Origin of the sequence: Blautia sp. MSK17_66 (assembly GCF_020538025.1) — a bacterium.
In the GTDB taxonomy this organism is placed as follows: domain Bacteria; phylum Bacillota; class Clostridia; order Lachnospirales; family Lachnospiraceae; genus Blautia_A.
Genome location: NZ_JAJBNQ010000001.1, coordinates 246,763 through 271,502, shown reverse-complemented (window position 1 = coordinate 271,502; position 24,740 = coordinate 246,763). Strand labels below are relative to the sequence as shown.

Here is a 24,740-nt window from a genome sequence, read left to right as displayed (position 1 = left end):
GATCAACAAGTGGGCGGATAAAGGAAAGTTCACAGTAATAAAAGTTGGCAGTCGACTTAGGATCCGTCGGGATGAATTTGAGGACTGGATGGAACAAAGAGAATTGGAAAGGAGCATGCAATAATATGGCATCTATAAGAGAACGAAACGGAAAATTCAATGTAATCTATTCCTATACGAATGAAAAAGGCGAGAGAAAACAGAAATGGGAAACCTATGAAACGAAAGCCGAAGCCAAGAGAAGAAAAAAGGAAATTGAATATAAAAAAGAGATGGGATCATTTGTCGTCCGCAAATGCAAAACATTGGATAAACAATATTAATCAGAGCAAGATTAAATCGAATCATATCGTATCTGCAGGTAAGAAGAGATGTGAGTCGGATTAGACCGAAGTCATAAAAGCCTATGAGGAAATCATTAAGAGCAACATCGAATACGATGCATTAATCCAGGCAAATAAGTTTGATGAAAAACTGGTACAGGGTATCTTTGAACTGATTCTGGAAACAGTAGTCAGTCAGAGCGACAGCATCCTGATTGCTAGTGAAATCTATCCGGCAGCTATGGTAAAAAGCAAATTTCTGAAGCTGAATTATATGCATATCGATTATGTGATCAGCTGCATGAAAAAGAACACGACGAAAGTCAAAAACATCAAGAAATATTTACTGGCTGCGTTGTTTAATGCACCGTCAACCATAGACGGTTATTACCAGGCAGAAGTAAATGCAGACATGCCACATTGGGCTGGCTGAAAGGAGGACTTATGCGAGTGATTTTATTTATCTTAAAGCTCATCGGAAGAATCTTACTTATTCCGCTATGGCTGATCTTGGCCTTTATCGGTGTATGTGTCAGCGCAGTAGTTAATCTCTACTGCGTTGCAAAAGGCCTTGTGGGTCTGCTTCTTGGAGCAATGCTTGTGTGCACTATTATCTGGTACCGCACGCAGTACATGAATTATATCCTTTTAGGAATCTCTGAATTCATGTTGGTGGGTGTATTGGCTGCAGGCGCATTTGTCCTGACATTGGTGTCTGAAGTGAGGGACTGCGTTGGAAGATTTATTATTGGAGGATGAGAGGATGGAAGAATTATATAATGTGATGGATAATCTGCTGGATCTGGAATTCCAGATAAAAGCAGGGATGGACATTTTGAAAGAGTTGGAAGAACTTTATATGTCAGATTCAGAAAAAGAGGAGACCGAAGCAGAGAAATTGGCAGTGCTGATGAGAGGATATATGCAATCTATGAAGGCAAATCTGAGAGAAATTATTCACTATATCGATGAGTCAACACTAGAAAAAGTGAAGAACGAAAAAGTTCAAAAGCAAGAGTTTCCTTCAAAGGTGTCAAAAGACATAGAGGAAGCTGTTGATAAGATAATCGCCAATCGTATGAGCAAAGCATATTCTGAATGGAAATCAAATCAAGATACACGGCCATATAATGAAAATATAGAGAAGGAATACCAGAAGCTTTTGGAAACACTGTCTCCGGAACAAGAGGAAGTGCTTACGAAGTATTGCGATGAAATATTTGCCAGCGGAGCAGAGACAGAAGAGTTTTTTTATCGACTGGGTATAAAGGATGGACTGAGATTAAAAAGTACGGTAAAATCTGTATTAGAAATGATGGCGCGAAATCGGAATTTGTGAGGGAAAAATGAAAAATATCAGAGTAAAATTGGTTCCTTTAGCAGCAGATGACCGTGAGCAGTTCATATTGGACAATCAATGGTCGTTCAAGCACAGTGCACTGTTGGAATTCGGCGAACGTGATAATCATATTGATGCAGACGGAGAAATCATATCTCGCAAAACCGTTGAAATGTGTATGGATGCGGAAAATTCGGAAACTTACAGAATCGTTCTTGACGGCAAAAATGTAGGAGGTATGATTTTGCAGATTAACAAAGAAACCAACGAAAACGAGTTGGATACTCTTTTTGTGTTGCCGGAAGCGCACAGCAAGGGTATAGGATACGGAGCGTGGCTTGCCGCCGAAGCTTTGCATCCTGAAACAAAAATCTGGAAAACCTGTACGCCGTATTTTGACAAGCGCAACATCCATTTTTATATAAATAAGTGCGGATTTCAGATTAACGAGTTCTGGTGCGAGCATTTTAAGCCAACAAAAGAGATTCCGGATGAGGCACCCGATGAAGGTCCCGATGAAATGTTTCATTTCATTAAGGTTATGAAATAGCTTGGTAGAATAGCAGGTAATGAAATTCAAGTTTGTAGGGCTAAATTATAGAAAATTAAAAAAACGGAAAATTTATTATTGAATTCGTTTTAACTGTTGGCATTTTTTTGTATTTTCAGAAGGGAAAGCAAACATGGAGAATGAATTAATTTTGTTTGAAACTGCCGATAAAGAAATAAAGTTAACTGTGCCTATAAAAAATAATACTGTATGGCTTAATAGAAAACAGTTAGCCGAATTGTTTGGAAGAGATGTAAAGACAATTGGGAAACATATTAATAATGCATTAAAAGAAGAGTTGGATAATTCAGTTGTCGCAAATTTTGCGACAACTGCTTTAGATGGAAAAGTGTATCAAGTTGAACATTATAATTTAGATATGATTATTTCTATAGGCTATAGAGTGAAATCTAATCGAGGAGTAGAATTTAGAAAATGGGCTAATAGTGTTCTAAAACAGTATATCATACAGGGGTATGCAATCAATGAAAAAAGATTAGAAGCTTTACAACGAACAATAAATATCCAAACAAAAATGCTTGCATGCACTTTGGAAGTAGATGAAGCAGAGGTGTTGAAAGCTGTTAGCTTATATACAAATGCTTTGATGCTGTTAGATCAGTATGATCATCAATCACTTAAAAAGCCTACTGGAAGCAAGGCAATCTATAGAATTACATATGAAGATTGCCGAAATATGGTGAATGCAATGGAAGATTCATTTCACTCGGATGTCTTTGGGATTGAGAAAGAAAAGGGAAAAGTTGAAGGTATTCTTGCAGCAGTTTATCAAAATGTTTTTGGAGGAGATGTTTATCCTTCCTTAGAAGAGAAAGCAGCCAATCTTTTGTATTTTATGATAAAAGATCATCCTTATGCTGATGGATGCAAGAGAATTGCTGCATCGTTATTTTTGGAATTTTTGGCTCGAAATAATATACTTTACAAAGCTGATCAAAAAAGGGTAAGTGATGGTGCATTAGTAGCAATAACATTAATGATTGCAGAGTCAGATCCAAAGGAGAAAGATATTATGGTTAATTTGGTGATGAATTTGCTAATAATGTAAATTTGATTTCGAATCGGAATTGACCGAACTCTTTGAGCGAGGGATACTTCTTGTCCGAAGGGCAAGAAGGTGGAGTTGAAAAAGATTATAACAATCGTAATTTGGAGGGATAATGAGATGAATATAAAAGACTTTAAGTGGACGAGAGAACCTGATGATTACACGCTGACAGATGACAAAATTGAGATTATTACACAGCCTGGAACTGATTTGTGGCAAAGAACTTACTATCATTTCCGCAATGATAATGCTCCGGTTCTGCAGATAGAAACAGAGGAAAAGTTTTTTTCATTTATAGTGAAAACTGATTTTAAGGAAAGCCATCATCGCTTTGATCAGTGCGGTGTGGTTATGTATCTTGACAGTGAGAATTGGTTGAAAGGTTCTATAGAATATGAGAATGACTATTTTCAGCACCTGGGAAGTGTTGTGACAAACAATGGATATTCAGATTGGGCAACTACGGAAATTGATGCAGAGATTAAATCTATGTGGTATCGTCTCAGTAGACGTGAAGATGATTATTGCATTGAATGTTCTGAGGATGGAATACGGTTTAAGCAAATGAGGATTTGTCATATGTGGGCTGGTGCAGGAAAAATCAAATTTGGAATTTATGCATGCAGTCCGGAAGATTCATCGTTTAAAGCGGTATTTACAGATATGAAATTGACGGAGTGTCAATGGAAAGCCCACGATGGTCAAAAGCCGGATGAGATGTAGCAGACTGTATTTGATATAAAAAACTAATATGAAAATAGTTAAAGTTTTTCAGTTTGTGTAACTGAGAAAAACGAAAATTCCTTTAAAGTGGATTGAAGGGGCCGCTAATAATTCTAATACAGATAAACCGGAGATGATCAATAGTTTACTAGAAGAGTTCTTCTCGAATATTTTATGACAGGCAACCTAAAGTTATTTGAATTGAAAAAGTTGGAGGATACACGCATGAAAATTGTAATCATTAATGGAAGTGCCAGAAAAGGAAACACGCTGACAGCAATCAATGCATTTATAAAAGGAGCGTCAGAAAAGAATGAAATTGAAATCATTGAACCCGACAAACTCAACATTGCACCATGCAGGGGATGTGGTGTCTGTCAATGCTCTAAGGGATGCGTCGATAAGGATGATACAAATCCTACAATTGATAAAATTGCTGCCGCAGATATGATTCTTTTTGCTACGCCAGTTTATTGGTGGGGAATGTCAGCACAATTGAAATTAGTCATTGATAAGTGCTACTGCCGTGGATTGCAGTTAAAAAATAAAAAAGTGGGCACGATTGTTGTAGGTGGTTCTCCCGTAGACAGTATCCAGTATGAGCTGATTGATAAGCAGTTTGACTGTATGGCAAAATATCTTTCATGGGACATGCTTTTCAATAAATCATATTATGCAACAGCCAGAGATGAACTTGAAAAAAATAAGAATTCCATGAACGAACTTGAGGGAATCGGAAAAAATTTATAAAGCACACTCCAAATTCCAGTTGATATTTCACATATTTTAGGAAATTTAATAACTGTTATATTTGATTATCAAATTCTTCGCAAACCCTTGAAAATACTAAGTTTGTAGCAAGTGAACTTTCCCTTACTCTTTCCCTTGTGTTACATTTTCCCATTGCTTTTCATGAACCTTAATATGGGAAAAATTAAGGGAAAGAAAATTTCATAACACAATATAACATATAACAATAACGACATGGTGAACTGATTGAAATGTTTTCGATATTTAACTCTGTAACTGATTATCAAAAGAAAATGGAGATAAGATACGATGAGAACAATTTATGCAGAATATAATATAAACCACGATAGTATTGATGTTTACACAAGTGCTGGATATATGCTTCGCATTGATTGCTGGGAAGCTGAAAAAAATTTAAAAACCACATATGGATCAGAATGTGCGCTTACTTCATTGGCTGTGGATGAGCCTTTGGAATATGCAAGATTATATCTTGATGGCAATTTACAGATGTGGGTGGATACAGAAGATTCATTAGAACTTTATTAAGCAAGAAGTGAGATAGTGTTGTAGGGAGTTTCCTGTAGTTAAAGATACCACACCCGATATGATGAACCCACGCTTATACACTACCAGCTATGATAAAAGAAAGGACAGCAATTTGACACTGCTGTCCTTTCTTTTATAAAATTGCAGTACACAGAAAAAAGCTGTAAAATGAAAAATATATTTGTCCTTGTAACAATTCTCGGACATTTGCCTGTTATACTATCTGCAAAAAGAAAAGGAAGTGATAATATGAAGCATATTTTAATTGTCGAAGATGATAATCTTTTGAATAAAACGCTTACTTATAATTTGGAATTGGACGGTTACACAATAACTTCTGTTCTGAATGCAAGGACAGCCGCTGAATCATTAAAAACAAACATTTTTGATTTGGTATTGCTGGATATAAATTTACCAGACGGAAATGGTTATGACCTATGCCGTCTTATCAAGCCAGAGCATCCTGATACAGTAGTTATATTTCTAACTGCCAACGATCAGGAAAGCAATCAGATACGGGGATATGAAGCTGGTGCAGTGGATTATATCACGAAACCTTTTTCGATTAGTGCTTTGCAGCGAAAAATCAAAGCCATGTTCGCTATGTTGGAGCATCACAAACCAGCTAAGGATATTTACGAGGATGGTAGCTTGTTTCTGGATTTTTCGGAACAATTTGCAAGTTTGAACGGGAAACCATTAGCACTTTCTGCGATGGAATATAAAATGTTGAACCTATTTCTTAAAAATCCGAAGCAGGTACTTACTCGCCAACAATTTTTAGAAAAACTGTGGGATGTTGATGAAAAATATGTAGATGAACATACCCTTACTACTTCTATCAGCCGTATTCGCAGTAAGATTGAAGCGGATGGCGACACATATATCAAAACGGTTTATGGTATGGGGTATCAATGGACAGGAGGCGAAAAGAAATGAATCTGAATAACCTTTCTGCTAAGAAAATTTGTAGACTGGTTAGTGCTGGCATGGTTTTCTCTATGCTGGTAATTACCGGTATTTTCGGCGGTATAATGCAGGATATACGAATTTTTATAGTGGGTGGAACATTGACACTCTGTGCGTTTTTCTGGATTTGGCTATTGGTGCTGATTTTTGGAAAACGCCTTTCTCATTTTACTTCTAATTTGTGCCGGACGCTGGACAACATGATTGATGGAAACGAGGAATTACAAAAGTCAAATGATAGTGAAACTCTTTTTGCCCGTATCAACCACCGCTTAATTCGGTTGTATGAGATTATGCAGAAAAACCGGCACAAGGTAGACATGGAACGACAGGAGCTTCAAATGCTGATTTCTGATATTTCACATCAAGTTAAAACGCCTGTCAGCAATTTGCAAATGGTAACGGACACACTTTTAACAAAGCCTGTTTCAGAAGAAGAACGGATGGACTTTTTACAAGGCATACGTAGTCAGACTGATAAACTGGATTTTCTGTTCCAAGCACTGGTTAAAACGTCCCGGTTGGAAACCGGAGCAATACGATTAGAAAAGAAAGACAGCAGCTTATTCCATACGCTTGCACAAGCCATGAGCAGTATTGTATATGCCGCAGAGAAAAAAGAAATTGCTGTATCCGTGGATTGCCCGGAAAATTTGATAATCTCCCATGACAGCAAGTGGACAAGCGAAGCCCTTTTCAATCTGCTGGACAATGCAGTAAAATACACTCCGTCAGGTGGAAAGATTTCTGTATCAGTGGTTCAGTGGGAAATGTACGTAGAGGTCAAAGTGACCGACACCGGCAAGGGCATTTCAGAAAGCAATCAGGCTGCCATCTTCCGGCGCTTCTATCGTGAGGAAGAAGTACACGATCAACAGGGTGTGGGAATAGGTTTGTATTTGGCTCGTGAGATTGTAACAAGGCAAGGGGGCTATATCAAGGTTGTTTCAGAGCTGAGGCAAGGCTCAGAATTTTCTATTATGCTTCCTGTAAGGTAAGATATAACCACTTTTTTTGAAATGTCCGAGCGTTGTAACATTTCACTCTGATTTTCGATAAAAATTTTTTCTATCTCGGACATTTGTGTAACATTTGTGGTTTACAATGGCTTTATCAACAGATAGAAAGCCTTGAAAGGAGCATTTGAATATGAGCATTTTACAAACAATCGACTTAAAGAAGTATTACGGCACAGAACCAAATATTACTCGTGCCCTTAATGGTGTAAATTTTACTGTGGAACAGGGAGAATTTGTTGCCGTAGTTGGAACTTCCGGCAGCGGTAAGTCTACATTGCTTCACATGATGGGAGGACTTGATACCCCCACTTCCGGCAGCGTGATTGTACGGGGAGAAGAACTCGCAAAAAAGAATGATGATGAATTGACAATTTTCCGCCGTCGTAACATCGGATTTATCTTCCAAAATTATAATCTGGTTCCGATTTTGAATGTATATGAAAATATCGTCCTGCCTGTGGAACTGGATGGCGATACAGTAGACCAGAAATTTATGGACGAAGTTGTGTATATGTTGGCTTTAGAAGATAAACTGGAAAATATGCCGAACAATCTTTCAGGCGGTCAACAGCAACGTGTAGCGATTGCACGAGCTTTAATTACGAAGCCTGCGATTATCCTTGCTGATGAACCGACCGGAAATCTTGATAGCAAGACCAGTGCAGATGTGTTAGGGCTTTTGAAGCATACCAGCGGAGAATTTAATCAGACCATTGTAATGATTACTCACAACAACGAGATCGCTCAACTCGCAGACCGCATTGTACGGATTGAAGATGGTAAAATTGTTGGCTAAAGGAGGTGGGAATTATGAATTATCCTTTTGAAAATGATACCAGTGCAGTAATTAAAAAATTAGCACGAAAAAGTGTGCGTTTTGATAAGAAGAAAAACTTATTTTGCCTTTCGGCAATTATTGTAGCCGTTGCTATGATAATGATGTCGTTGCTCACAGTGCAAAATATCATTTATCAAAATCAGAAAGAAATCGAAGGATTACATCAAGGGATTTTCTTTGACATTACGCAGGACAGTAAAGAAAAGTTGTTAGCAAACGAAGAAGTAAAAAGTGTAGGACTTTCCTGTAATATCAAAACAGTGAAAGAAAATTCTAAAGAACTGTCTCTGATTTATTATGATGATGACATGCTTAGTTTGATTCCTGCCTTTGACGGAAAATATCCAGAGAAAGCAAGTGAAATTGCTGTTACAGATGCCTTTTTTGCCAGTGAAAATAAGTCTCCGGAAATCAACGCCATAGTTCAGTTGAATCTGGATGGTACTTTGAAGAATTATACTATTGTTGGTATTTATCATGATAAAACTTCTACCGCTTATCCTGTTTTTGTTTCACTTGAAAAATGCCGGGAATTACGTGGAAATAACCTGCTTAATGGATATGTTTGGCTTGAAAATGCAGATACCCTTACAAAAGACGAAGCAACAGAAATATTATCTCAAATTTCAGAGGAGACTGGACTGAATAATTGGACAGTCAGCAGTTACTATGATTATGTAAATACAACTTTGTCCTTCAGTAATTATGCGGTATATGGTGTAGTTGCTGCCATTTTGTTTTTAGCTGCCGCACTTGTAATTTACAGCATTTTCTATATTTCGGTTGGACAAAAAGTTGCTGAGTTCGGACAGCTTCGGACAATAGGGGCAAGTAAAAAGCAAATTTATAAAATAGTTCTTAAACAGGGTTATATGCTTGCAGTTCCGGGGATTTTAATTGGTAGTATCATGGGAACGATCATCAGCTATTGTCTGCAATCAAAAGGCTGGTCAGTATTTGCATTTATTGTTTCTCTATGTGGCGCATGCCTTTTTGGAATACTGCTTGTTTATATTAGTGTTCGTAAACCAGCAAAAATTGCAGCGAATACTTCTCCAATTTCCGCCCTGAAAAATCCAGTGGGAATTGTAAATTACCGCACTCACAAAAGACATCGTATTACGCCTGTATATTTAGCGAAAATCAGCTTTTCCAGAAACAGAAAAAAATCTCTATTGACCATTTTATCATTGGGACTGTGCGGAGTTATATTTTTCCTTGCAGCAAGTTATCAGAGTTCTTTTAATGCCGAGAGTATGGCTCGTTATTGGGATATGAAGTACGGAGATTTCAAAATCAGCATTGATTTAGAAAACGAAAGTGAAAATTTGGATGCTCTCTTGCAGAAAGAATATTTTTCTGATTATGTAAAGCGTGTTGGAGATATAGAGGGAGTTAGCAATATATTTACTTATGCTACCGTACCAGTTGATTTCTCAACAGACAATGATATTTCAGATAGCACCTTGATGCTCGGCTATAATGAAAAGGATTTGGCGTCGCTAAATGCAGCGGTTTTGTCTGGAAATATTACTGATGATACAGAATTAGTTGTAAGTGATCCCGAACGTATTTATGATGTTTACCATTGGAAACCTCAAATTGGGGATACTGTGACCTTTAATTTCAAAAATCATAGTGGTAAAACAATAACAAAAGCATTCAAAATTGGTGCAATCACTTCCAGCAATGATGGAATGGGTGGCTATATTTTCAGAATGCCGGAAAATATGCTCAAAGAACTTGCAGGTTATGACTGTACATACGCAATCGAAATACAAGCAGAAGCTGAATATCAGGAGATAATCGAGCAAGAACTCAAATTACTCGTTTCTGACAATAGGGATGTTCGCTTACAAACCCTTCAAGATTTTATTGTAGAACACCAATCAGACAATCGTGCAGGTTTTACATTAGCTTATGCGATTGCAGCCATCTTGTGGATATTTGCGGTCATCAATCAAATCAATCTTACTGTGACAAATCTTTTATCACAGAAACAGGAAATGGGCACACTAAAATCTATTGGTATGACAAATAAGCAGTTGAAGCAAGCATTTATGATGGAAGGTCTTTTTACTACTTTGATTGCATTGCTTATAACTGCTGTTGTTGGAATCCCCGGCGGATATGCAATCGGTATATTTTTGAAAAATGCAGGCATGTCTACGGGATTTGTATTTCCGGTTGTTGCTTTTACTCTTTTTGCTGTTGCTATGTTTATGCTTGAAAGTTTGATGACAATATTGCTTATTCATTCATGGAAGAAGCAATCTGTTATTGCAATAATGCGAAATTGATGATAGAAAGCTTTTCATATCTCGGTCAGCTCCACAATTACATTACTCTGCTGATACAGCCAGTCCGTAAATTCTTTCGGGCTGGCTGTTCCTGTTTTTACAGCCTTTTTTCTCTGTAATACTTCTTTTCATACAGTAAATTTTCACTAGGCTGGTATGGAGTAATTTTACTGTCTATACAGTAAGTTGAAAATACTAATATGGTCTTTTTTCTAACCAAACTTTAAGATAACATCTAATTCCAACATATGCGCCCTGCGAAAGTACGAAAAGCAATAGAAGATTTACTGACAGTACTTTTTTGATTGATTCTCCAAAATAAATGACAATAGCAACACTTGTCAGTATCATTAGTAGAGTAATAACATCCCAACAGTTTTTCTTATATAATTCTATAACCTTTATTTCTATCAGTATCGCCAGCATCCCTGTTCCTGCCATACATATTCCTACAATCAATATTAGCAATAACCAATATACCATTCCGGCTATAAAAGCATTTGGAATTTTTGTACTAATCTGTGCCGCAGAATGCCCGGCATCAATCGTCCATCCGACAAAGGTTTGTATGAATGATGCTAAATCATTGAAGAATGATTTACAATCGACAAGGAACATATCTGACTGTACTGCCTGAAAAAGAGTGGTTGTCAACGAATACCATGCAAGAAGGAACAAGGTTGTTTGGAACATTACCGTTTTTGCTTTATACTGTCCTGCAAGTCGCTCTTTTTGTGTTTCGTATTTTGCTTTTGCATTCTGATAGGCTGTCCGGTTACAGGCTTCACATTTTTCATAGAGTACCGGCTTTTCTACCGGTATTTCTACGATTTTCTGATGTGTCCGGGCATAATCCCGTTCCTGTGTTAAATAGCATATTTTATCTTGACATTCCTCTATCATGACGTTTGCGCTTCGCAACTTCTCTTTCTCGATCCGCAATGCTCTGTCTGCCAGCTTCAAGTCGTTCTTTAATGCTTGAATATTCCCGGCTCTGTTCTCTTTGTTTAATTTCTCGTTCAAGGTCAGAGATTCGCTGAGCTGCGTCTTCAGTTCCACGATAAGCTGTTCTTTCTGTTCTAGTTCTTCTTGTATCTCCTCGGTCAAGAGCAGAAGTTCTTCCAACTGTTCGGCGTTCTTTGATTCTCTGGATTCGTTCATCTATATCACGTCCTTTCTCTATCTGCTGTTCCAGTTCAGCAATTCGGTGTTCTGTTTCAGTAATAAACTGTTTTCGCTGTTCAGCTTCTGTGCCAATTTCTGCCATTGCTGATTTTCGTTTTCCAAAAGCTCTATCTTCGTTTTCTGTTCTTCCATCTTGGAAAGCAGTTCCTCGGTATTTGGCAAAATGTTGAGCAGCTCGGATAACTCGTTGTTTAATTTTTGTAATTTCTGATTCTGTTTTTGCATAAGAGAGAGTTGAGTGTCCCGGTTCTGCATTTCCAGAATCATTTCTGCCATTAGGTTCTGCTGTTCTTCGATTTGACCAATCATGGATTCCATTAAGGGTATAATTTCCCGGCTTTCTTCTAATGTCATTTAATCGCTCCTTCCATAATGATAATGCACCCGATACTTTCCCAAAGGTGTTTAGTATCTTTTGCAATAACGTGTTTTGTTGTTTTATGATTTGATTTTCCGCTACTTTCCACGAGCCTTTTATTTCCTGCCCGGCAAAAAACTTTTGTTCAATCTTTCTTGCGTCAGCTCCTTCATGGATGGTAGGAATCTGGAGTTTTCCCTGCTTTTCATAAGAACGATGATCAACTTGATTATGCAAAGGCAGATGTTCATTACATACCTTTGCCCATTCACTCCGCCACAGTTCACAATTTTTTGGATTGTTCCATCCAGTAGCATCGGTCAGCACCCGTTTCCATTGCAGGCGGTTTCTTGCTCCAATCTTCTGAATTCCGTTTTCGTCTAATACAGGGATACGGATTCCATGACGGTCAGGGTTTTTCTTATCCTGCCACCAGTTCGGATGGGATTCATCAATCACGATATTTCCGTTTTTATCTCTGACAAAATCCCAATCCTTGACTTCTTTCTTTCCCCAAGAATGATCCGGGTTAAAAGGACGCATAGTTAGAAGCAGATGGACATGGGGGTTGCCATCCCCTTTGTCGTGGATACTCCAATCAGCGCACATTCCTCTATCTACAAAAGTTTTTTGGATATAGTCGGTTGTATATTGAATTTGTTCCTGTCTGCTCCATTCTTTGGGGAGGGCAAATTCAAATGACCTGCCAAGTTGGGCATCTGCATTTTTTTCAATCTTCAATACCTCATTCCATAACCTCTGTTTCTGAAATGTGATTTTGAATTTTTCTAAAGCAGCTTCTTTATCTTCTGACCTTTTGTAGCGGACAGATTTTTGAAAGCGTTTTATATTTTCTTCTGGTACTATCTGCCATTCAGGAGGTGCGTTTTCACACATCATCAGACTGGTGTAGACCACTTCTTTTTTAGAAGTGTAATAACTGATTCTCCCGGTTTCCTCGTTTTTCATCACATCCCCATTGAGATATGCGGAAGCGGAGATAACAGATTTCCCTTTACTTCGTCCGACTATTTTGATTGTGTAATGAAAAATCGCCATATCTGGATTCCTCCTTTCTGCACATCCGGTATAGATTTCCGGCAACATTGCTTTCGATTTTAGAAAAAGCAGCATTGCCAGAACGCCCTCTGCGTAAGAGTGCCCTGCGCATAGCAGCCTGCATGGAATGCGCCTCTCTGGCGAAGAGTGCCTCCTGCGGCATGAGCAGGTCTGGCTGAAAGCCCCGCCGACGGAACGAGCCCGGCAAGCGTGAACGCAGACCGGTTGCCACTTGTGGCAAACTTATTGGGACGACCTCTGGTTGTCCATAAGTGCGCCCTTCATGAAAAAGCAATGAAGGGAATGAAAAACTCATCCCCTCCGCCATTACACTTCCTCCATATCGGTATTGACTTCTTTCTGCATTGCCTTTGAGAAAAATTTCCCGTTGGCTTCCTGCCTTTTCAGAAAACCAATCAGCTTTGGGATGTCTTCTTCCTCAATAGGCGCACCGAGAACGGATTCCACCGCACCGCCAATCTGACAGAGCCTATGGGTTCGTTTTTTACTTTCTTCGGCTTTCTTTCGCTTCAGAAGTTCTTTCTTCTGTGCCGCATATCGTTTCGCCTTTTCAAGGCTTTCCTGCTCTTTCTTTTCCATTTCAAGCATTCGTGCTTCATAACTTTTTGTTGATTTTGCCATTCTTACATTCTCCTTTCCTTCACAAACATAAGTTCTTGGTTGCGTATCAGAAGAAGCACATGGTATAATCTTCTTGCGTGTAGGTATATCATGGCTTCGGTCTGATAGAACCTTTGGCGGTTTCTTGGGAAGCCGCCTTTTTAATTTGCCGCAGTTCTTGTTACGGCTTTTACATTTCCTCTATCCCTCAAATCACGACCTTCATTCGCTTCCATAAACATTTCCAGAATATCGGTTTTAATCAGGACTTTACGACCAACCTTTAATACCGGAAGTTTCTTCCATTCTACAAGCTGTCTTAAGGTGTTTCTGCCGATTCCCGTATAGTCGGCAGCTTCTTCGATGGATAATGCAATTTTTCTTTGCGTCATATAATCACCTCCTTATAAATTGCATTATGCAATTCTTGTGATGTAAGTATATCCTTTTCATATCTTTTTGTCAAGCGTTACGAAATATTAAAAATAATTTTTAAGTTGCATATTGCAATTACAGAAAAACAATGCTATAATTCATACATACCGAAAAAGGAGGCAGTCAGCATGAAAGATAAAGAACTACGCAAGCTGATAGGCAGCAGAGTAAAACAGCGCCGTCTGGAATTGAATCTGACACAGCCTTATGTCGCAGAAAAGATGGGTGTTACCGCTTCTACAATCCTGCGTTATGAGAATGGTTCGATTGACAATACGAAAAAAATGGTGCTGGAAGGTCTTTCGGAAGCACTCCATGTATCTGTGGAATGGCTCAAAGGGGAAACAGATGAATATGAAACCGACATTACGGATAAGAGAGAGTTACAGATTCGTGATGCGATGGGAGATATTCTGGAACAGTTACCGCTTGCCCTTACCAAAGAAGAAGATGCTTTTTCAAAAGATTTATTACTGCTGATGTTAAAACAATATGGTCTGTTTTTGGATTCCTTCCAGTTCGCCTGCAAAAACTTCAAGGGGAATGCTGGTCAGACGGATATTGCCAAAACAATAGGGTTTGAATCGAATGATGAATATAATGAGATTATGTTCTTAAGGGAAATCACTCACACCATCAATGCTTTTAATGAGATGGCAGACGTTGTAAGGCTCTATTCCAAGAAACCAAAAACAGCAGAACAAAGGCTTGCAAATCTTTTATCAGAAGTCTTATACGAAGATTCCGAATCGGTATAGTAAGACAACCGGAGTTATGATATACTTACACGCACGAAGCATTTCATCAGTTCCGATTGTCTAATATCGAAAGGAGACATACGATTATGGCAAAAGGATCTGTAAGAAAAAAAGGAAAGAAATGGTACTACCGCTTCTATGTAGAGGACGCAAGCGGCAATCTTGTTCAGAAAGAATGCGTTGGAACAGAAAGCAAAAGTGAAACTGAAAAACTGCTCCGTCAGGCAATGGATGATTATGAGAAAAAGAAATTTGTTGCCAAAGCGGATAATCTCACAGTCGGACAGCTTTTGGATGTGTGGGCAGAGGAGGAATTAAAAACAGGTACGCTCAGCAATGGTACGGTGGAGAATTACCTCGGAACAATCCGAAATATTAAGAAACACCCATTGGCAGAACGTAAACTGAAAAATGTAACCTCTGAACATTTGCAATCTTTCTTCGATTTGCTTTCCTTCGGGGGAGTTCATCCCGATGGAAAAGAGAGAAAGGGTTACAGCAAAGATTACATCCATTCTTTTTCCGCAGTCATGCAGCAATCATTCCGCTTTGCAGTATTTCCAAAGCAGTATATTACGTTCAATCCCATGCAGTATATTAAACTGCGGTATCAGACGGATGAAGTGGATTTGTTTTCTGATGAGGATATGGACGGAAATGTCCAACCAATTTCACGAGAAGATTATGAAAGACTGCTTGCTTATCTGCAAAAAAAGAACCCAGCCGCAATACTTCCAATCCAGATAGCCTATTATGCCGGGCTTCGTATTGGAGAAGCCTGTGGTTTGGCATGGCAGGACGTAAATCTGGAAGAACAATGCCTTACCATAAGACGCAGCATCCGATATGATGGCTCAAAGCGCAAATATATCATCGGACCAACCAAGCGGAAAAAAGTAAGGGTTGTTGATTTTGGAGATACACTGGTAGAGATTTTCCGTAATGCCCGGAAAGAGCAGTTAAAAAATCGAATGCAGTACGAAGAACTTTATCACACGAACTACTACAAAGAGGTCAAAGAGAAAAACAGAGTGTACTACGAATATTATTGCTTAGACAGAACGCAGGAAGTCCCGGCAGATTATAAAGAAATTTCTTTTGTCTGCTTAAGACCGGATGGTTGTCTGGAACTTCCGACTACTTTGGGGACGGTATGCAGAAAGGTGGCAAAAGCATTAGAGGGATTTGAAGGCTTTCATTTCCACCAGTTACGTCACACCTATACAAGCAACCTTTTAGCAAATGGAGCAGCCCCAAAAGATGTACAGGAATTGTTGGGACACTCAGATGTCAGTACCACAATGAACGTCTATGCTCACTCCACAAGAGATGCGAAACGAAAATCGGTTCGGCTTCTTGATAAAGTGGTAGGCAATGACTAAAAAATTTCCCTTATTTCCCTTGTGATTATCTCATAAGGGCAAAAATAAGGGAAACTACATATCATTTCACTAATGAACAGGCGGGAAAGCCTGTAAAATAGGGAAAGTTAGAGGAATAATTATATAAATTACAGTTTGGAGAATTGAAAAAAACGGAATTTACCTATTAAGACATATAAACTGTTGACAATAAAGCTCCTATATAGTATGTTTTTAATAAACTACTATATAGGAGCTTTTGTATGGAAATGAATGGAGGATTTCTTGTTACCAAAATAAAACAGCTTGGAGACCGGATTTTCGAGAAGATTCTCAGTGAAAAGAATATTGATGCGTTTAATGGAGCTCAAGGGCGTATTCTTTATGTGCTGTGGCAGAAGGATGGTATTTCAATCAGGTCACTCTCGACTAAATGCGGATTAGCGATAACATCTCTTACTACGATGCTGGAAAGAATGGAAAATCAAGGGCTGATAAGCCGTGTTCAGTCTGAAACGGACAAAAGGAAAACGCTCCTGTTTCTGACTGAAAAAGCATATGCCTTAAAGGGCGAGTACGATTCTGTATCTGATGAGATGGGCAGTATTTACTACAAAGGTTTTTCAGAGGAAGAAATTACCCGGTTTGAGGAATGCCTCGACCGCATCAGAAAGAATCTTGAGGAGTGGCAGAAGTCATGAGTATTTGTATCAAAGATCAGATTCAGAACATGAATATCGTCATTGGTTGCACAGTGGGGTGTACATATTGCTATGCCCGCAACAACGTGAAACGCTGGCATATGATTGATGATTTCGCTGACCCTGAATTCTTTCCGGGTAAGCTCAAGATGATGGAAAAGAAACGTCCGCAGAACTTTCTTCTTACCGGCATGAGCATGGTCTCTGACGGACCAGGCACATAAGCTCGGCATTCCGGTGTTTATGAAGGAAGACTTTGTCCCTATCATAGGGGATGAAAATATGATTCAGGAAATGCCGGAAGAATTTAATAAAGTGTTAGAGGTACAGAAATCATGGAAGAAGTAATAAATGGAATCCTCATTCGTGAGGTGGAAACAAAGAACATCATGACTAAGTCTAGTCTGCCGGTAGGCGGTTATTCGGTCAATCCCTATGTGGGCTGTACACATGCCTGCAAGTATTGCTATGCTTCTTTTATGAAGCGCTTTACCGGGCACAAGGAGGAATGGGGCACTTTCCTTGATGTGAAGCATTGGCCGGAAATTAAAAATCCGAAGAAATATGCCGGACAGCGGGTGGTCATCGGTTCTGTGACAGATGGCTACAATCCACAGGAGGAGCAATTCGGGAATACCAGAAAACTTCTGGAGCAGCTGATCGGCAGTGACGCAGATATTCTGATCTGCACAAAGTCGGATCTTGTGGTACGGGATATTGATCTGCTGAAGAAGCTTGGACGTGTAACCGTTTCATGGTCGATCAACACACTAGATGAAAATTTCAAGAACGATATGGACTCTGCTTCGAGCATTGAGCACCGTATCGCTGCTATGAAGCAGGTATATGAAGCAGGTATCCGTACAGTCTGTTTCGTATCCCCGGTATTCCCCGGTATCACGGATTTTGAAGCAATCTTTGAGCGGGTAAAGGATCAGTGCGATCTGTTCTGGCTCGAAAATCTCAATCTTCGAGGCGGTTTCAAAAAGACAATTATGGATTATATCGCCGGAAAATATCCTGATCTTGTACCACTTTACGACGAGACCTATAACAAGCATAACCGCAGCTATTTTGAAGCACTTGAAGTAAAAGCTGAGAAAATGGCTAAGAAGTATGATTGTGCCTTTGTGGATAATGAAATGCCTTATGGCAGAGTCCCGCAGGGACATCCGGTGATCGTAGATTATTTCTATCATGAGGAAATCCGTGGGACAGAGAATACTGGAAAAAGAAATCGCTAACTTCGAGTTTGCAGGGATGACAAGCGGCTCAGTATGATATTTAATTAAATATTGCAATGAAAAGATCATTTACCGTAAACAAGCAGTAGGTGGTCTTTTTTATATCTTTTTGTGAACAAGTAGAGATTTATAGCTGGAAATCTATGTTTTATCATAATCTGTGAAATAAGATGGGTTAATTCTTCAATTTACACATTTTTTAAGGTGTTCCGGCATGGTATTATGATACTTATAAAGAACCAATTATATCTGTTGGAGAGAGCGGTGAAAAGTTATGAAGTTATTGTTTAAACAAAGGCTGTTTTCATGGTTTGACAGCTATGATATCTATGATGAAGCAGGCAACACTGTTTATGTAGTAAAAGGCCAGTTGTCCTGGGGACATAAACTTGTAATTTATGATGCCTATGGAAATGAAGTAGGAATGGTTGTTCAGAAAGTACTTACTTTTCTTCCTAAATTTGAAATTTATAAAAACGGCAGTTATATCGGATGCCTGAGCAAAGAATTCTCATTCCTGACGCCACATTATAATATTGATTACAATGGATGGCATATTGATGGAACCATTATGGAATGGGACTATAGCATTCTTGATCTAAGCGGTTATTCAATTGCACGGGTTAGTAAAGAACTGTTTCATATGACTGATACATATGTTATTGATGTGCAGGATCCAGGAAATGCATTGGATGCGCTGATGTTTGTACTGGCAATCGATGCAGAAAAATGTTCCAGAAATTAAATAGTTGATCTTGTTACCGAAGATATTCGGAGATGGGGAGGTAGCATGGGATTATTCAAAAAGAAAATCGTGAAAAAAACATATGACCGAGAACATATGAAACCTGTTATTCGTGCAAGCATTTGCACCGGAGAAGAAGTAGCAGGATTCAAAGACATACGGACCGGAAAAATCGAAGAAATCATGCTGATCAGATCGCCGGAGGAGCTAGAAAGATTCAAAGAGATATATGAGATAACAGAGGAAATTGCAAAAGAATATTAGACATCTTCTGGGTCGTGGATGAACGCCAGGTATTCGTCTGTAAGCTTATAGGGAAAAAGGAGTTATTTTATAAAGGTGATGAAAATTACTTACATTAACCACAGTGGATTTTTAATTGAAACTAAAGATTGCTACTATATTTTTGACTATTATAAGGGTGAATTACCACTTCTTGACAAGAAAAAAGAAGTAATTGTTTTTTGCAGTCATTTTCATAAGGATCATTTTAATCCTGTGATTTTTGATATCCTTGATGACATGAGCATGACATATCAGGCAATTTTGGCGAAAGATATACGCAAAAGAAAACATTTGTCAGATATGAAGATCACATATGTTTATCATGATCAGACTTATAATCTGGATAATGGCACCCAAGTCGATACATTGCTATCTAACGATAGTGGTGTAGCATTTATTGTCAAAACAAAGGAAGGCACCATTTATCATGCTGGTGACTTAAATGACTGGTATTGGGATGGTGAGCCAAAAGCTGATAAGCAGAGACTTACTTCAGCATATCGTGCGGAGATCAGGAAAATCAAGGGTATGCATTTTGATGCTGCATTTGTCCCTTTAGATCCGAAACAGGGAAATCACTATGCCGACGGGATCCTGTATTTCCTTAAAAATGTAGATTGCAATGTCATTTTTCCAATGCATTACTGGAATGATGCCAATGTAATTAAGCGGTTTATTACGGAATATCCGCAATATAAATCACGTATTAAAAACACAGAATGTGCAAAAGGAGAAGAATTATGAAGTTCACCAGAAAAAGAACAGAAAAAATGAAAGACACATGTCAGAAGGAGTAAAAAATGTTATCGTTATTATTTATAATTTGTATAATTTGGTTTGTTGGAAAATTTTTTGTTTTTGGGTTAAGAGCATCCTGGGGAATTATGAAACTACTTTGCACGGTTATTTTCTTCCCGGTGATATTGATAGGTATGGTTGTAGGTGGACTGATGTACGTTGCTTTTCCATTATTGATTATTGGTGGCATTATAGCATTGGTGACGTCACATTCATAATCGATCAGGAGGAAGAAAACAGAAAGTATCGTCAATCAATTACAGCGTATGTAAAGGAAAAGGCAATGAGTCAGAAATGGTTCATTGCCTTTCTTGGCGTTATGGATTATTTCAATTTTTCTTTCTCGGCATTTAAGAGTTCAAGATTAAGCCCCTGTTCTCCAGCTGTCTTATCTACCCAAAGATTCAAAGAGTCTATGGCTAAAGAAATTTCATCAAGTTTTTTACTGATATAAGCAAAATCTTTCATTTCATCATCGCTGATCTTACCGTCACGGGCAATCTGGATCAGACGACCAGTAAGAGGATTAATTTCATTCAAACTGGCAATTGTCTCCAAAATGATATTTGACAGATCAGTCATTTCTACTTCTGGAACATAACGATGGCCGATCTCGCATTTGTGATACCCAGGAAAATCAGGACAGACTTGCCAATCTCGTTCATACAGAACACAGTGATTTTTCAGCTACCTACCACGTGAATCTTCAGGAAACAAAAGAAGGAATTGCAAGTATGGCAGTCACACCAACGGTCCTTGAAACATGGGGAATTACTGTGGAACAGCTCCATCAGGATGCACTGGTATCAGACATGAATCGTCATCCAATGTTCTGTGATATGCAGAATATGATGGAAAGCATGTTGTTCGGAAAGGAGCCGGAAAATCTTTTAGATGACGGTTCTGGTCAGAGCGGAATGGGCATGTACTGTCTTACCAATGGAGATAAGATGAACGGCGCCGGATTGATCCTTCAGGGAGATCTGATGCAGCAGATCGGGGAAATTGTAGGTGGTGATTTTTATATCCTTTCTTCCAGTTGCCATGAAGTCCTTGTGATCCCGGAATCAATGGGCATGGATGTGAAGGAGCTGTCTGCTATGGTGCAGCAGGTCAACGAGACAGAAGTATCCACAGAAGACCGTTTATCCGATCACGTCCAGCATTATGACAGCAAAGAAGTCGTCATGGAAAATGCAGAGAAACGCGTATCCCGTCTTGAAAAAGAAAAGACAGAAACAAAAGCTGCAAAGAAGAGTATTCGTGATCGCCTTGGAGAAAAGAAACAGCAGAGCGAAGCGAAGAAAGCAGAGAAAGCTGTGGAGAAGGCCGTGAAGAAAGATAAAGGGCAGGAACTGTAAAAGCAATTAATTGATGTTAGGAGCCTCAGTCTTTCGGAGGTTGGGGCTTCGATTTGTATTTATGTAGAGGGCTATATAACTCTTATTCAATAAACACACATTGACAAGCATCTATGTGTATGGTAATTTGATATATAGATGATTGTCTATGTGAGGTGGCAAAAATGGATACAAGAGACATGATACTAATATGCAAAGCATTGTCGGATACAAATAGACTGGAGATTGTTCAGATGCTGTCAGATGGAGAAAAATGCGGATGCAAGATTCTAGATAAATTCGATATCACACAGCCCACTTTATCCCATCACATGAAAATATTGGTTGACTGTGGGCTTGTAAATAACCGTAAGGAAGGCAAGTGGCATTATTATTCTCTGAACAAAAAAATAATAAGAGAGGCAAGTTCATTTGTTGAAGCTTTGGGAAGGTAGGAAATGGAAATGAAAGAAGAATGTATTATATGTAAAGCACCACTTATATATCTTGAAAAGGATGAAATGATGGAGTGCGTGTTATGCCATAAAAAGGAATTAAGCAAAACTAGATGTGAGCAGGGTCATTATGTATGTAATGAATGCCATACAAAAGGAATGGGTGTAATTATAGACATATGTCTTAGTGAAACATCTAAGAATCCGATAGAAATTATAAGAAAAATGATGGCACAGCCATTCTGCCATATGCATGGACCAGAGCATCATGTTATGGTTGGTTCAGCGCTCCTTGCTGCATATAAAAATGCAGGTGGTGAGATTGATTTGCCGGAAGCTCTGCTTGAAATGATGAATCGAGGAAAAGCTGTTCCGGGCGGCACATGTGGATTCTGGGGTGCTTGTGGCGCCGGAATTAGTACAGGAATGTTTATATCAATAATCTCAGGAGCGACTCCACTTAAAAATGAACCTTGGGGTCTGGCTAATAAAATGACTTCCAAGGCACTTGACGCAATCGGGAGCATTGGTGGACCAAGATGTTGTAAAAGAGATTCTTATATGGCTATAATCTCAGCGATTGACTATGTGGCAGAGAATTTCAATATACAAATGGAAAAGCCTGTTATAAAGTGTATTCATTCTAATAAGAACAACCAATGTATTAAGGAGAGGTGCCCATTTCATGAATAAGAAAAAAGTCGCATTTATCTGTGTTCATAATTCATGCCGTAGTCAGATAGCAGAGGCATTGGGAAAACATCTGGCATCAGATATATTTGAAAGCTATTCGGCTGGAACAGAGACAAAGCCTCAGATTAATCAGGATGCTGTTCGTATCATGAAAGAGATTTATGGAATAGACATGGAAGCAAATGGTCAGCATAGTAAGCTGATTACTGATATCCCAGATGTTGATATTGCAATATCCATGGGATGCAATGTAGGATGTCCTTTTATCGGAAGGGCATTTGATGATAACTGGGGACTTGATGATCCAACGGGGAAATCAGATAATGATTTCAAAACCGTGATACAGCGGATTGAGGAGAATATCATTGAGCTAAAGAAAAGGTTGAGTGAGAATTAAAGTGAAATTTTATGTGAGCAAACATTAGAAAATACAGATGTAAATTTTTATAAGGAACATCCGGAAATGACTATGTATCTTCGGAATCAGAAATACAAGAGAAGAACAAATAGAATACCTGCAGAACAAAATGGCAGCTTATCAGCTTTATGACACAGGAATTACTGTGGCAAAGGAAGATGAGCTGCTTTCTTTATCTACTTGCGAGTATTCCAGTACCGGCCGTTGGCAAAGGTAGAAGAATTGGAAGAGCAGAATTATAACATGGTCGATAATGTTCTGAATAATGGTTATGGTGAGAAAGAACGTCGTGAAGAAATTCGTATGAAAGCAGCCACATATCAGGAACTATATTGGTATCGTAATTTAAGACACTTTAAGAGACATTTTTCAATGAATCTGATATACTGTAAATATTATAGAAAAAAGAAGCATTATTATGTTTTGAATAAGAAGCATTTTTTGCACAACTGGAAGAAAATCGTTGGCGGTGTTCCTTCCGGTCTGATGGAAAATGAATTAATGTAAATGAACTTTTGCAGGTGAACCGAGAACGATGCGTTGGGTTGGTATAGCTGCCAATATACGTGGTAGCAATGAGTCAAGCAGACATGCTTGTATGGATATTGAGCGGATGCCTGTCATTGGATGGCGTTCGTAAGACAACCAGATACCAGAAAATAGAAGTAGGGTATCATGACTTCAACTGGAAAACAGCGGCAGAAACTGTCTGGATGGACGGCACAGATCTGTCAGCATGAAATTGATCATTTGTCCGGGAAGATAATATAACAAGAAATGTAATCTTATAGGTTGGACGATACGAGTATCGATGAAATCAATAGAGGTAATATTTCTAAGACATTTGGAGAGTTGATTACTTTAATTGAGGATACAAAATGTGCTAGAATGGAAGAACAGGCATTTGCAATTCTTCCATATTCTGGAGAAGCATTTAGTGTACTTTAGAACAATAAAAAACAGGTAGTTTTTGACACTACCTACGGATAAGCAAGGGAAAAGAGTACGTAAATGTACTTGATTTTATTAGAAACTACGAGAAGGCCGGGCGTGCACCGTTTTTATTGAACGGTGGTGCTTGCATCGGAGAAAGAACAGCGTACGATTATTCTGAAATAGAATATCCCGATGACTGTATCGTGGATTTTGATATGCGTTTGATCGATCTCTTCCGGGAAATGGACAAAAAGTCGTTGTCTATTCAGGAAAGAATCAAACAGGAATATTATCGCGTGAAAGAATTGCTTGATGGAAAAGTTCCGACACGTATGGAACTTTTTACGAATATGAATGATAATATTTACGAATACTGTATGAAACATTCGAAAGAAAATCCGTTTAAAAGATATATGGATTTTTTATATGAAATTCATGAATTATCGGCGGAAGAACTTCAGGTTTACTCTGGAATTGGAAGAGAGTTTCTGCAGTTGATTGAAACAACGGATATGCAGAAAGTGTATAAGATGCCGATTCTGTACGGCTTCTATAACGAGGGAGATGTACGGCTGGCTGTTACAGATGCTGAGGTAGTGGAGAACTGGAAAAAGTTCTTTGACCGAGGAACGAACTGGAAGGATTTTCCGAAAGTAACTTCATACGAAGAGTATCGGAAGATAACAGACAAACAGCATTTAAGCAAGGCCAAAAGTATGCCGATTAAGTTTCTAAAAGCTTCAGGTAAAGGATTTTTTATAGATAAGGACGGCTATGCACTGGGAATTCGAGATGAATTGGCAGATGTAATTAAAGTTGATGCATTTAAGCAGCAGATGAAAGATATTATTGAGTATCGTACGATGGAATATTATCGGAGAAGATATATAGAAAACTGATTCTTAATATTATCTCAAGA

At 38.6% G+C, this 24,740-nt stretch carries 31 protein-coding genes and 4 pseudogenes; 29 read left to right on the top strand and 6 right to left on the bottom strand.

From position 1 onward, the window contains the following. The first annotated feature begins 1 nt into the window (after nt 1). From LIR34_RS01325 to LIR34_RS01260, 14 genes are all read left to right on the top strand, one after another. Entirely contained in the window at nt 2-124 is a 123-nt protein-coding gene (locus LIR34_RS01325) for a helix-turn-helix domain-containing protein (RefSeq protein WP_320442956.1), read from the top strand. Nucleotide 125: 1 nt separating this feature from the next. Next, the gene (locus LIR34_RS01320; protein ID WP_227240577.1) at nt 126-323 is read left to right on the top strand and encodes a hypothetical protein; all 198 of its coding nucleotides are present in this window, start codon (nt 126-128) and stop codon (nt 321-323) included. A gap of 73 nt (nt 324-396) precedes the next feature. Continuing rightward, nucleotides 397-756 carry a DUF6017 domain-containing protein gene (locus LIR34_RS01315; RefSeq protein ID WP_265107693.1) on the top strand — a complete coding sequence of 120 codons (360 nt, stop codon included), beginning with the start codon at nt 397-399 and terminating at the stop codon, nt 754-756. An 11-nt stretch (nt 757-767) separates the two neighbouring features. Continuing rightward, entirely contained in the window at nt 768-1,082 is a 315-nt protein-coding gene (locus tag LIR34_RS01310; protein WP_173901509.1) for a hypothetical protein, read from the top strand. Between the two features lie 4 nt (nt 1,083-1,086). After that, nucleotides 1,087-1,662, top strand: a complete 576-nt coding sequence (locus LIR34_RS01305; RefSeq protein WP_244092123.1) for a hypothetical protein — start codon at nt 1,087-1,089, stop codon at nt 1,660-1,662. A 7-nt stretch (nt 1,663-1,669) separates the two neighbouring features. After that, entirely contained in the window at nt 1,670-2,212 is a 543-nt protein-coding gene (locus LIR34_RS01300; protein ID WP_173901510.1) for a GNAT family N-acetyltransferase, read from the top strand. A gap of 133 nt (nt 2,213-2,345) precedes the next feature. Further along, nucleotides 2,346-3,281, top strand: a complete 936-nt coding sequence (rhuM, locus tag LIR34_RS01295) for a RhuM family protein (RefSeq protein ID WP_173901511.1) — start codon at nt 2,346-2,348, stop codon at nt 3,279-3,281. A 117-nt stretch (nt 3,282-3,398) separates the two neighbouring features. Further along, nucleotides 3,399-4,004: a DUF1349 domain-containing protein gene (locus LIR34_RS01290; protein ID WP_005426072.1), complete on the top strand. Its 606-nt coding sequence runs from the start codon at nt 3,399-3,401 to the stop codon at nt 4,002-4,004. 225 nt (nt 4,005-4,229) lie between these two features. Then, nucleotides 4,230-4,754: a flavodoxin family protein gene (locus tag LIR34_RS01285; RefSeq protein WP_062807680.1), complete on the top strand. Its 525-nt coding sequence runs from the start codon at nt 4,230-4,232 to the stop codon at nt 4,752-4,754. Between the two features lie 309 nt (nt 4,755-5,063). Then, on the top strand, nt 5,064-5,303 hold the full coding sequence (locus LIR34_RS01280; protein WP_006859036.1) for a DUF6061 family protein: 240 nt from the start codon (nt 5,064-5,066) through the stop codon (nt 5,301-5,303). A gap of 249 nt (nt 5,304-5,552) precedes the next feature. After that, nucleotides 5,553-6,242, top strand: coding sequence for a response regulator transcription factor (locus LIR34_RS01275; protein WP_009265522.1), 690 nt, complete (start codon nt 5,553-5,555; stop codon nt 6,240-6,242). After that, nucleotides 6,239-7,270: a sensor histidine kinase gene (locus tag LIR34_RS01270; protein ID WP_006859034.1), complete on the top strand. Its 1,032-nt coding sequence runs from the start codon at nt 6,239-6,241 to the stop codon at nt 7,268-7,270. Before LIR34_RS01275 ends, LIR34_RS01270 begins: the two co-directional genes overlap by 4 nt. A gap of 151 nt (nt 7,271-7,421) precedes the next feature. Next, nucleotides 7,422-8,087 (top strand): ABC transporter ATP-binding protein, encoded by a 666-nt coding sequence (locus LIR34_RS01265; RefSeq protein ID WP_006859033.1) that lies wholly within the window; start codon nt 7,422-7,424, stop codon nt 8,085-8,087. A 14-nt stretch (nt 8,088-8,101) separates the two neighbouring features. Further along, nucleotides 8,102-10,429: an ABC transporter permease gene (locus tag LIR34_RS01260; RefSeq protein ID WP_006859032.1), complete on the top strand. Its 2,328-nt coding sequence runs from the start codon at nt 8,102-8,104 to the stop codon at nt 10,427-10,429. Between the two features lie 195 nt (nt 10,430-10,624). Here the strand turns inward: LIR34_RS01260 and LIR34_RS01255 are convergent, their stop codons facing one another. The 5 genes from LIR34_RS01255 to LIR34_RS01235 all read right to left on the bottom strand — a co-directional run bounded on the left by LIR34_RS01255 (nt 10,625) and on the right by LIR34_RS01235 (nt 14,044). After that, a complete protein-coding gene (locus tag LIR34_RS01255) occupies nt 10,625-11,332 on the bottom strand; it encodes a DUF6040 family protein (protein WP_008394183.1) in 708 nt (235 codons plus the stop codon). Further along, nucleotides 11,310-13,031: a MobA/MobL family protein gene (locus LIR34_RS01250; protein WP_015530716.1), complete on the bottom strand. Its 1,722-nt coding sequence runs from the start codon at nt 13,029-13,031 to the stop codon at nt 11,310-11,312. Before LIR34_RS01250 ends, LIR34_RS01255 begins: the two co-directional genes overlap by 23 nt. Then, nucleotides 12,988-13,359 carry a hypothetical protein gene (locus tag LIR34_RS01245; protein ID WP_016304809.1) on the bottom strand — a complete coding sequence of 124 codons (372 nt, stop codon included), beginning with the start codon at nt 13,357-13,359 and terminating at the stop codon, nt 12,988-12,990. The genes LIR34_RS01250 and LIR34_RS01245 overlap by 44 nt, the downstream gene beginning before the upstream one ends. Next, nucleotides 13,359-13,673, bottom strand: a complete 315-nt coding sequence (locus LIR34_RS01240; protein WP_006859613.1) for a hypothetical protein — start codon at nt 13,671-13,673, stop codon at nt 13,359-13,361. The genes LIR34_RS01245 and LIR34_RS01240 overlap by 1 nt, the downstream gene beginning before the upstream one ends. Nucleotides 13,674-13,813: 140 nt before the next feature. Beyond that, a complete protein-coding gene (locus LIR34_RS01235; protein ID WP_004843519.1) occupies nt 13,814-14,044 on the bottom strand; it encodes a helix-turn-helix domain-containing protein in 231 nt (76 codons plus the stop codon). A 171-nt stretch (nt 14,045-14,215) separates the two neighbouring features. On the opposite strand from LIR34_RS01235, the gene LIR34_RS01230 reads away from it, so the two are divergent. From LIR34_RS01230 to LIR34_RS01195, 8 genes and pseudogenes are all read left to right on the top strand, one after another. Continuing rightward, nucleotides 14,216-14,845: a helix-turn-helix domain-containing protein gene (locus LIR34_RS01230; RefSeq protein WP_005608353.1), complete on the top strand. Its 630-nt coding sequence runs from the start codon at nt 14,216-14,218 to the stop codon at nt 14,843-14,845. Nucleotides 14,846-14,931: 86 nt separating this feature from the next. Further along, nucleotides 14,932-16,227, top strand: coding sequence for a tyrosine-type recombinase/integrase (locus tag LIR34_RS01225; RefSeq protein ID WP_006859611.1), 1,296 nt, complete (start codon nt 14,932-14,934; stop codon nt 16,225-16,227). Between the two features lie 242 nt (nt 16,228-16,469). Then, nucleotides 16,470-16,907 carry a radical SAM mobile pair system MarR family transcriptional regulator gene (locus LIR34_RS01220; protein ID WP_173901512.1) on the top strand — a complete coding sequence of 146 codons (438 nt, stop codon included), beginning with the start codon at nt 16,470-16,472 and terminating at the stop codon, nt 16,905-16,907. Beyond that, nucleotides 16,904-17,255 (top strand): annotated as a pseudogene (locus tag LIR34_RS17910) (hypothetical protein). Before LIR34_RS01220 ends, LIR34_RS17910 begins: the two are co-directional and overlap by 4 nt. Continuing rightward, nucleotides 17,243-18,151 carry a radical SAM mobile pair protein B gene (locus LIR34_RS01210; protein ID WP_161286288.1) on the top strand — a complete coding sequence of 303 codons (909 nt, stop codon included), beginning with the start codon at nt 17,243-17,245 and terminating at the stop codon, nt 18,149-18,151. Before LIR34_RS17910 ends, LIR34_RS01210 begins: the two are co-directional and overlap by 13 nt. Nucleotides 18,152-18,425: 274 nt before the next feature. Beyond that, the gene (locus tag LIR34_RS01205; RefSeq protein WP_161286287.1) at nt 18,426-18,896 is read left to right on the top strand and encodes an LURP-one-related/scramblase family protein; all 471 of its coding nucleotides are present in this window, start codon (nt 18,426-18,428) and stop codon (nt 18,894-18,896) included. Between the two features lie 45 nt (nt 18,897-18,941). Then, nucleotides 18,942-19,160 carry an aspartate dehydrogenase gene (locus LIR34_RS01200; protein ID WP_161286286.1) on the top strand — a complete coding sequence of 73 codons (219 nt, stop codon included), beginning with the start codon at nt 18,942-18,944 and terminating at the stop codon, nt 19,158-19,160. 78 nt (nt 19,161-19,238) lie between these two features. Beyond that, a complete protein-coding gene (locus tag LIR34_RS01195; RefSeq protein WP_161286295.1) occupies nt 19,239-19,925 on the top strand; it encodes an MBL fold metallo-hydrolase in 687 nt (228 codons plus the stop codon). Nucleotides 19,926-20,303: 378 nt separating this feature from the next. On the opposite strand, the pseudogene LIR34_RS01185 reads toward LIR34_RS01195, so the two are convergent. Continuing rightward, nucleotides 20,304-20,606, bottom strand: a pseudogene (locus LIR34_RS01185) (helix-turn-helix domain-containing protein); the annotation flags it as partial. Here LIR34_RS01185 and LIR34_RS01180 point away from each other — a divergent pair. The 7 genes and pseudogenes from LIR34_RS01180 (at nt 20,546) to LIR34_RS01150 (ending at nt 24,720) form a co-directional block, all read left to right on the top strand. Then, the gene (locus LIR34_RS01180; RefSeq protein WP_173901513.1) at nt 20,546-21,340 is read left to right on the top strand and encodes a DUF5688 family protein; all 795 of its coding nucleotides are present in this window, start codon (nt 20,546-20,548) and stop codon (nt 21,338-21,340) included. The pseudogene LIR34_RS01185 and the gene LIR34_RS01180 sit on opposite strands and share 61 nt — an antisense overlap. Before the next feature lie 164 nt (nt 21,341-21,504). Continuing rightward, nucleotides 21,505-21,774 carry an ArsR/SmtB family transcription factor gene (locus tag LIR34_RS01175; protein ID WP_173901514.1) on the top strand — a complete coding sequence of 90 codons (270 nt, stop codon included), beginning with the start codon at nt 21,505-21,507 and terminating at the stop codon, nt 21,772-21,774. Nucleotides 21,775-21,777: 3 nt separating this feature from the next. After that, nucleotides 21,778-22,467: a DUF5714 domain-containing protein gene (locus tag LIR34_RS01170; protein WP_330603570.1), complete on the top strand. Its 690-nt coding sequence runs from the start codon at nt 21,778-21,780 to the stop codon at nt 22,465-22,467. Further along, nucleotides 22,460-22,864 (top strand): arsenate reductase ArsC, encoded by a 405-nt coding sequence (locus LIR34_RS01165; protein WP_173901515.1) that lies wholly within the window; start codon nt 22,460-22,462, stop codon nt 22,862-22,864. The genes LIR34_RS01170 and LIR34_RS01165 overlap by 8 nt, the downstream gene beginning before the upstream one ends. A 213-nt stretch (nt 22,865-23,077) precedes the next feature. Beyond that, a pseudogene (locus LIR34_RS18095) lies at nt 23,078-23,170 on the top strand (DUF4316 domain-containing protein); the annotation flags it as partial. Nucleotides 23,171-23,496: 326 nt separating this feature from the next. Then, nucleotides 23,497-23,656, top strand: a pseudogene (locus LIR34_RS01155) (peptide deformylase); the annotation flags it as partial. Nucleotides 23,657-23,949: 293 nt separating this feature from the next. After that, nucleotides 23,950-24,720 carry a hypothetical protein gene (locus LIR34_RS01150; protein WP_173901516.1) on the top strand — a complete coding sequence of 257 codons (771 nt, stop codon included), beginning with the start codon at nt 23,950-23,952 and terminating at the stop codon, nt 24,718-24,720. Nucleotides 24,721-24,740 lie beyond the last annotated feature (20 nt).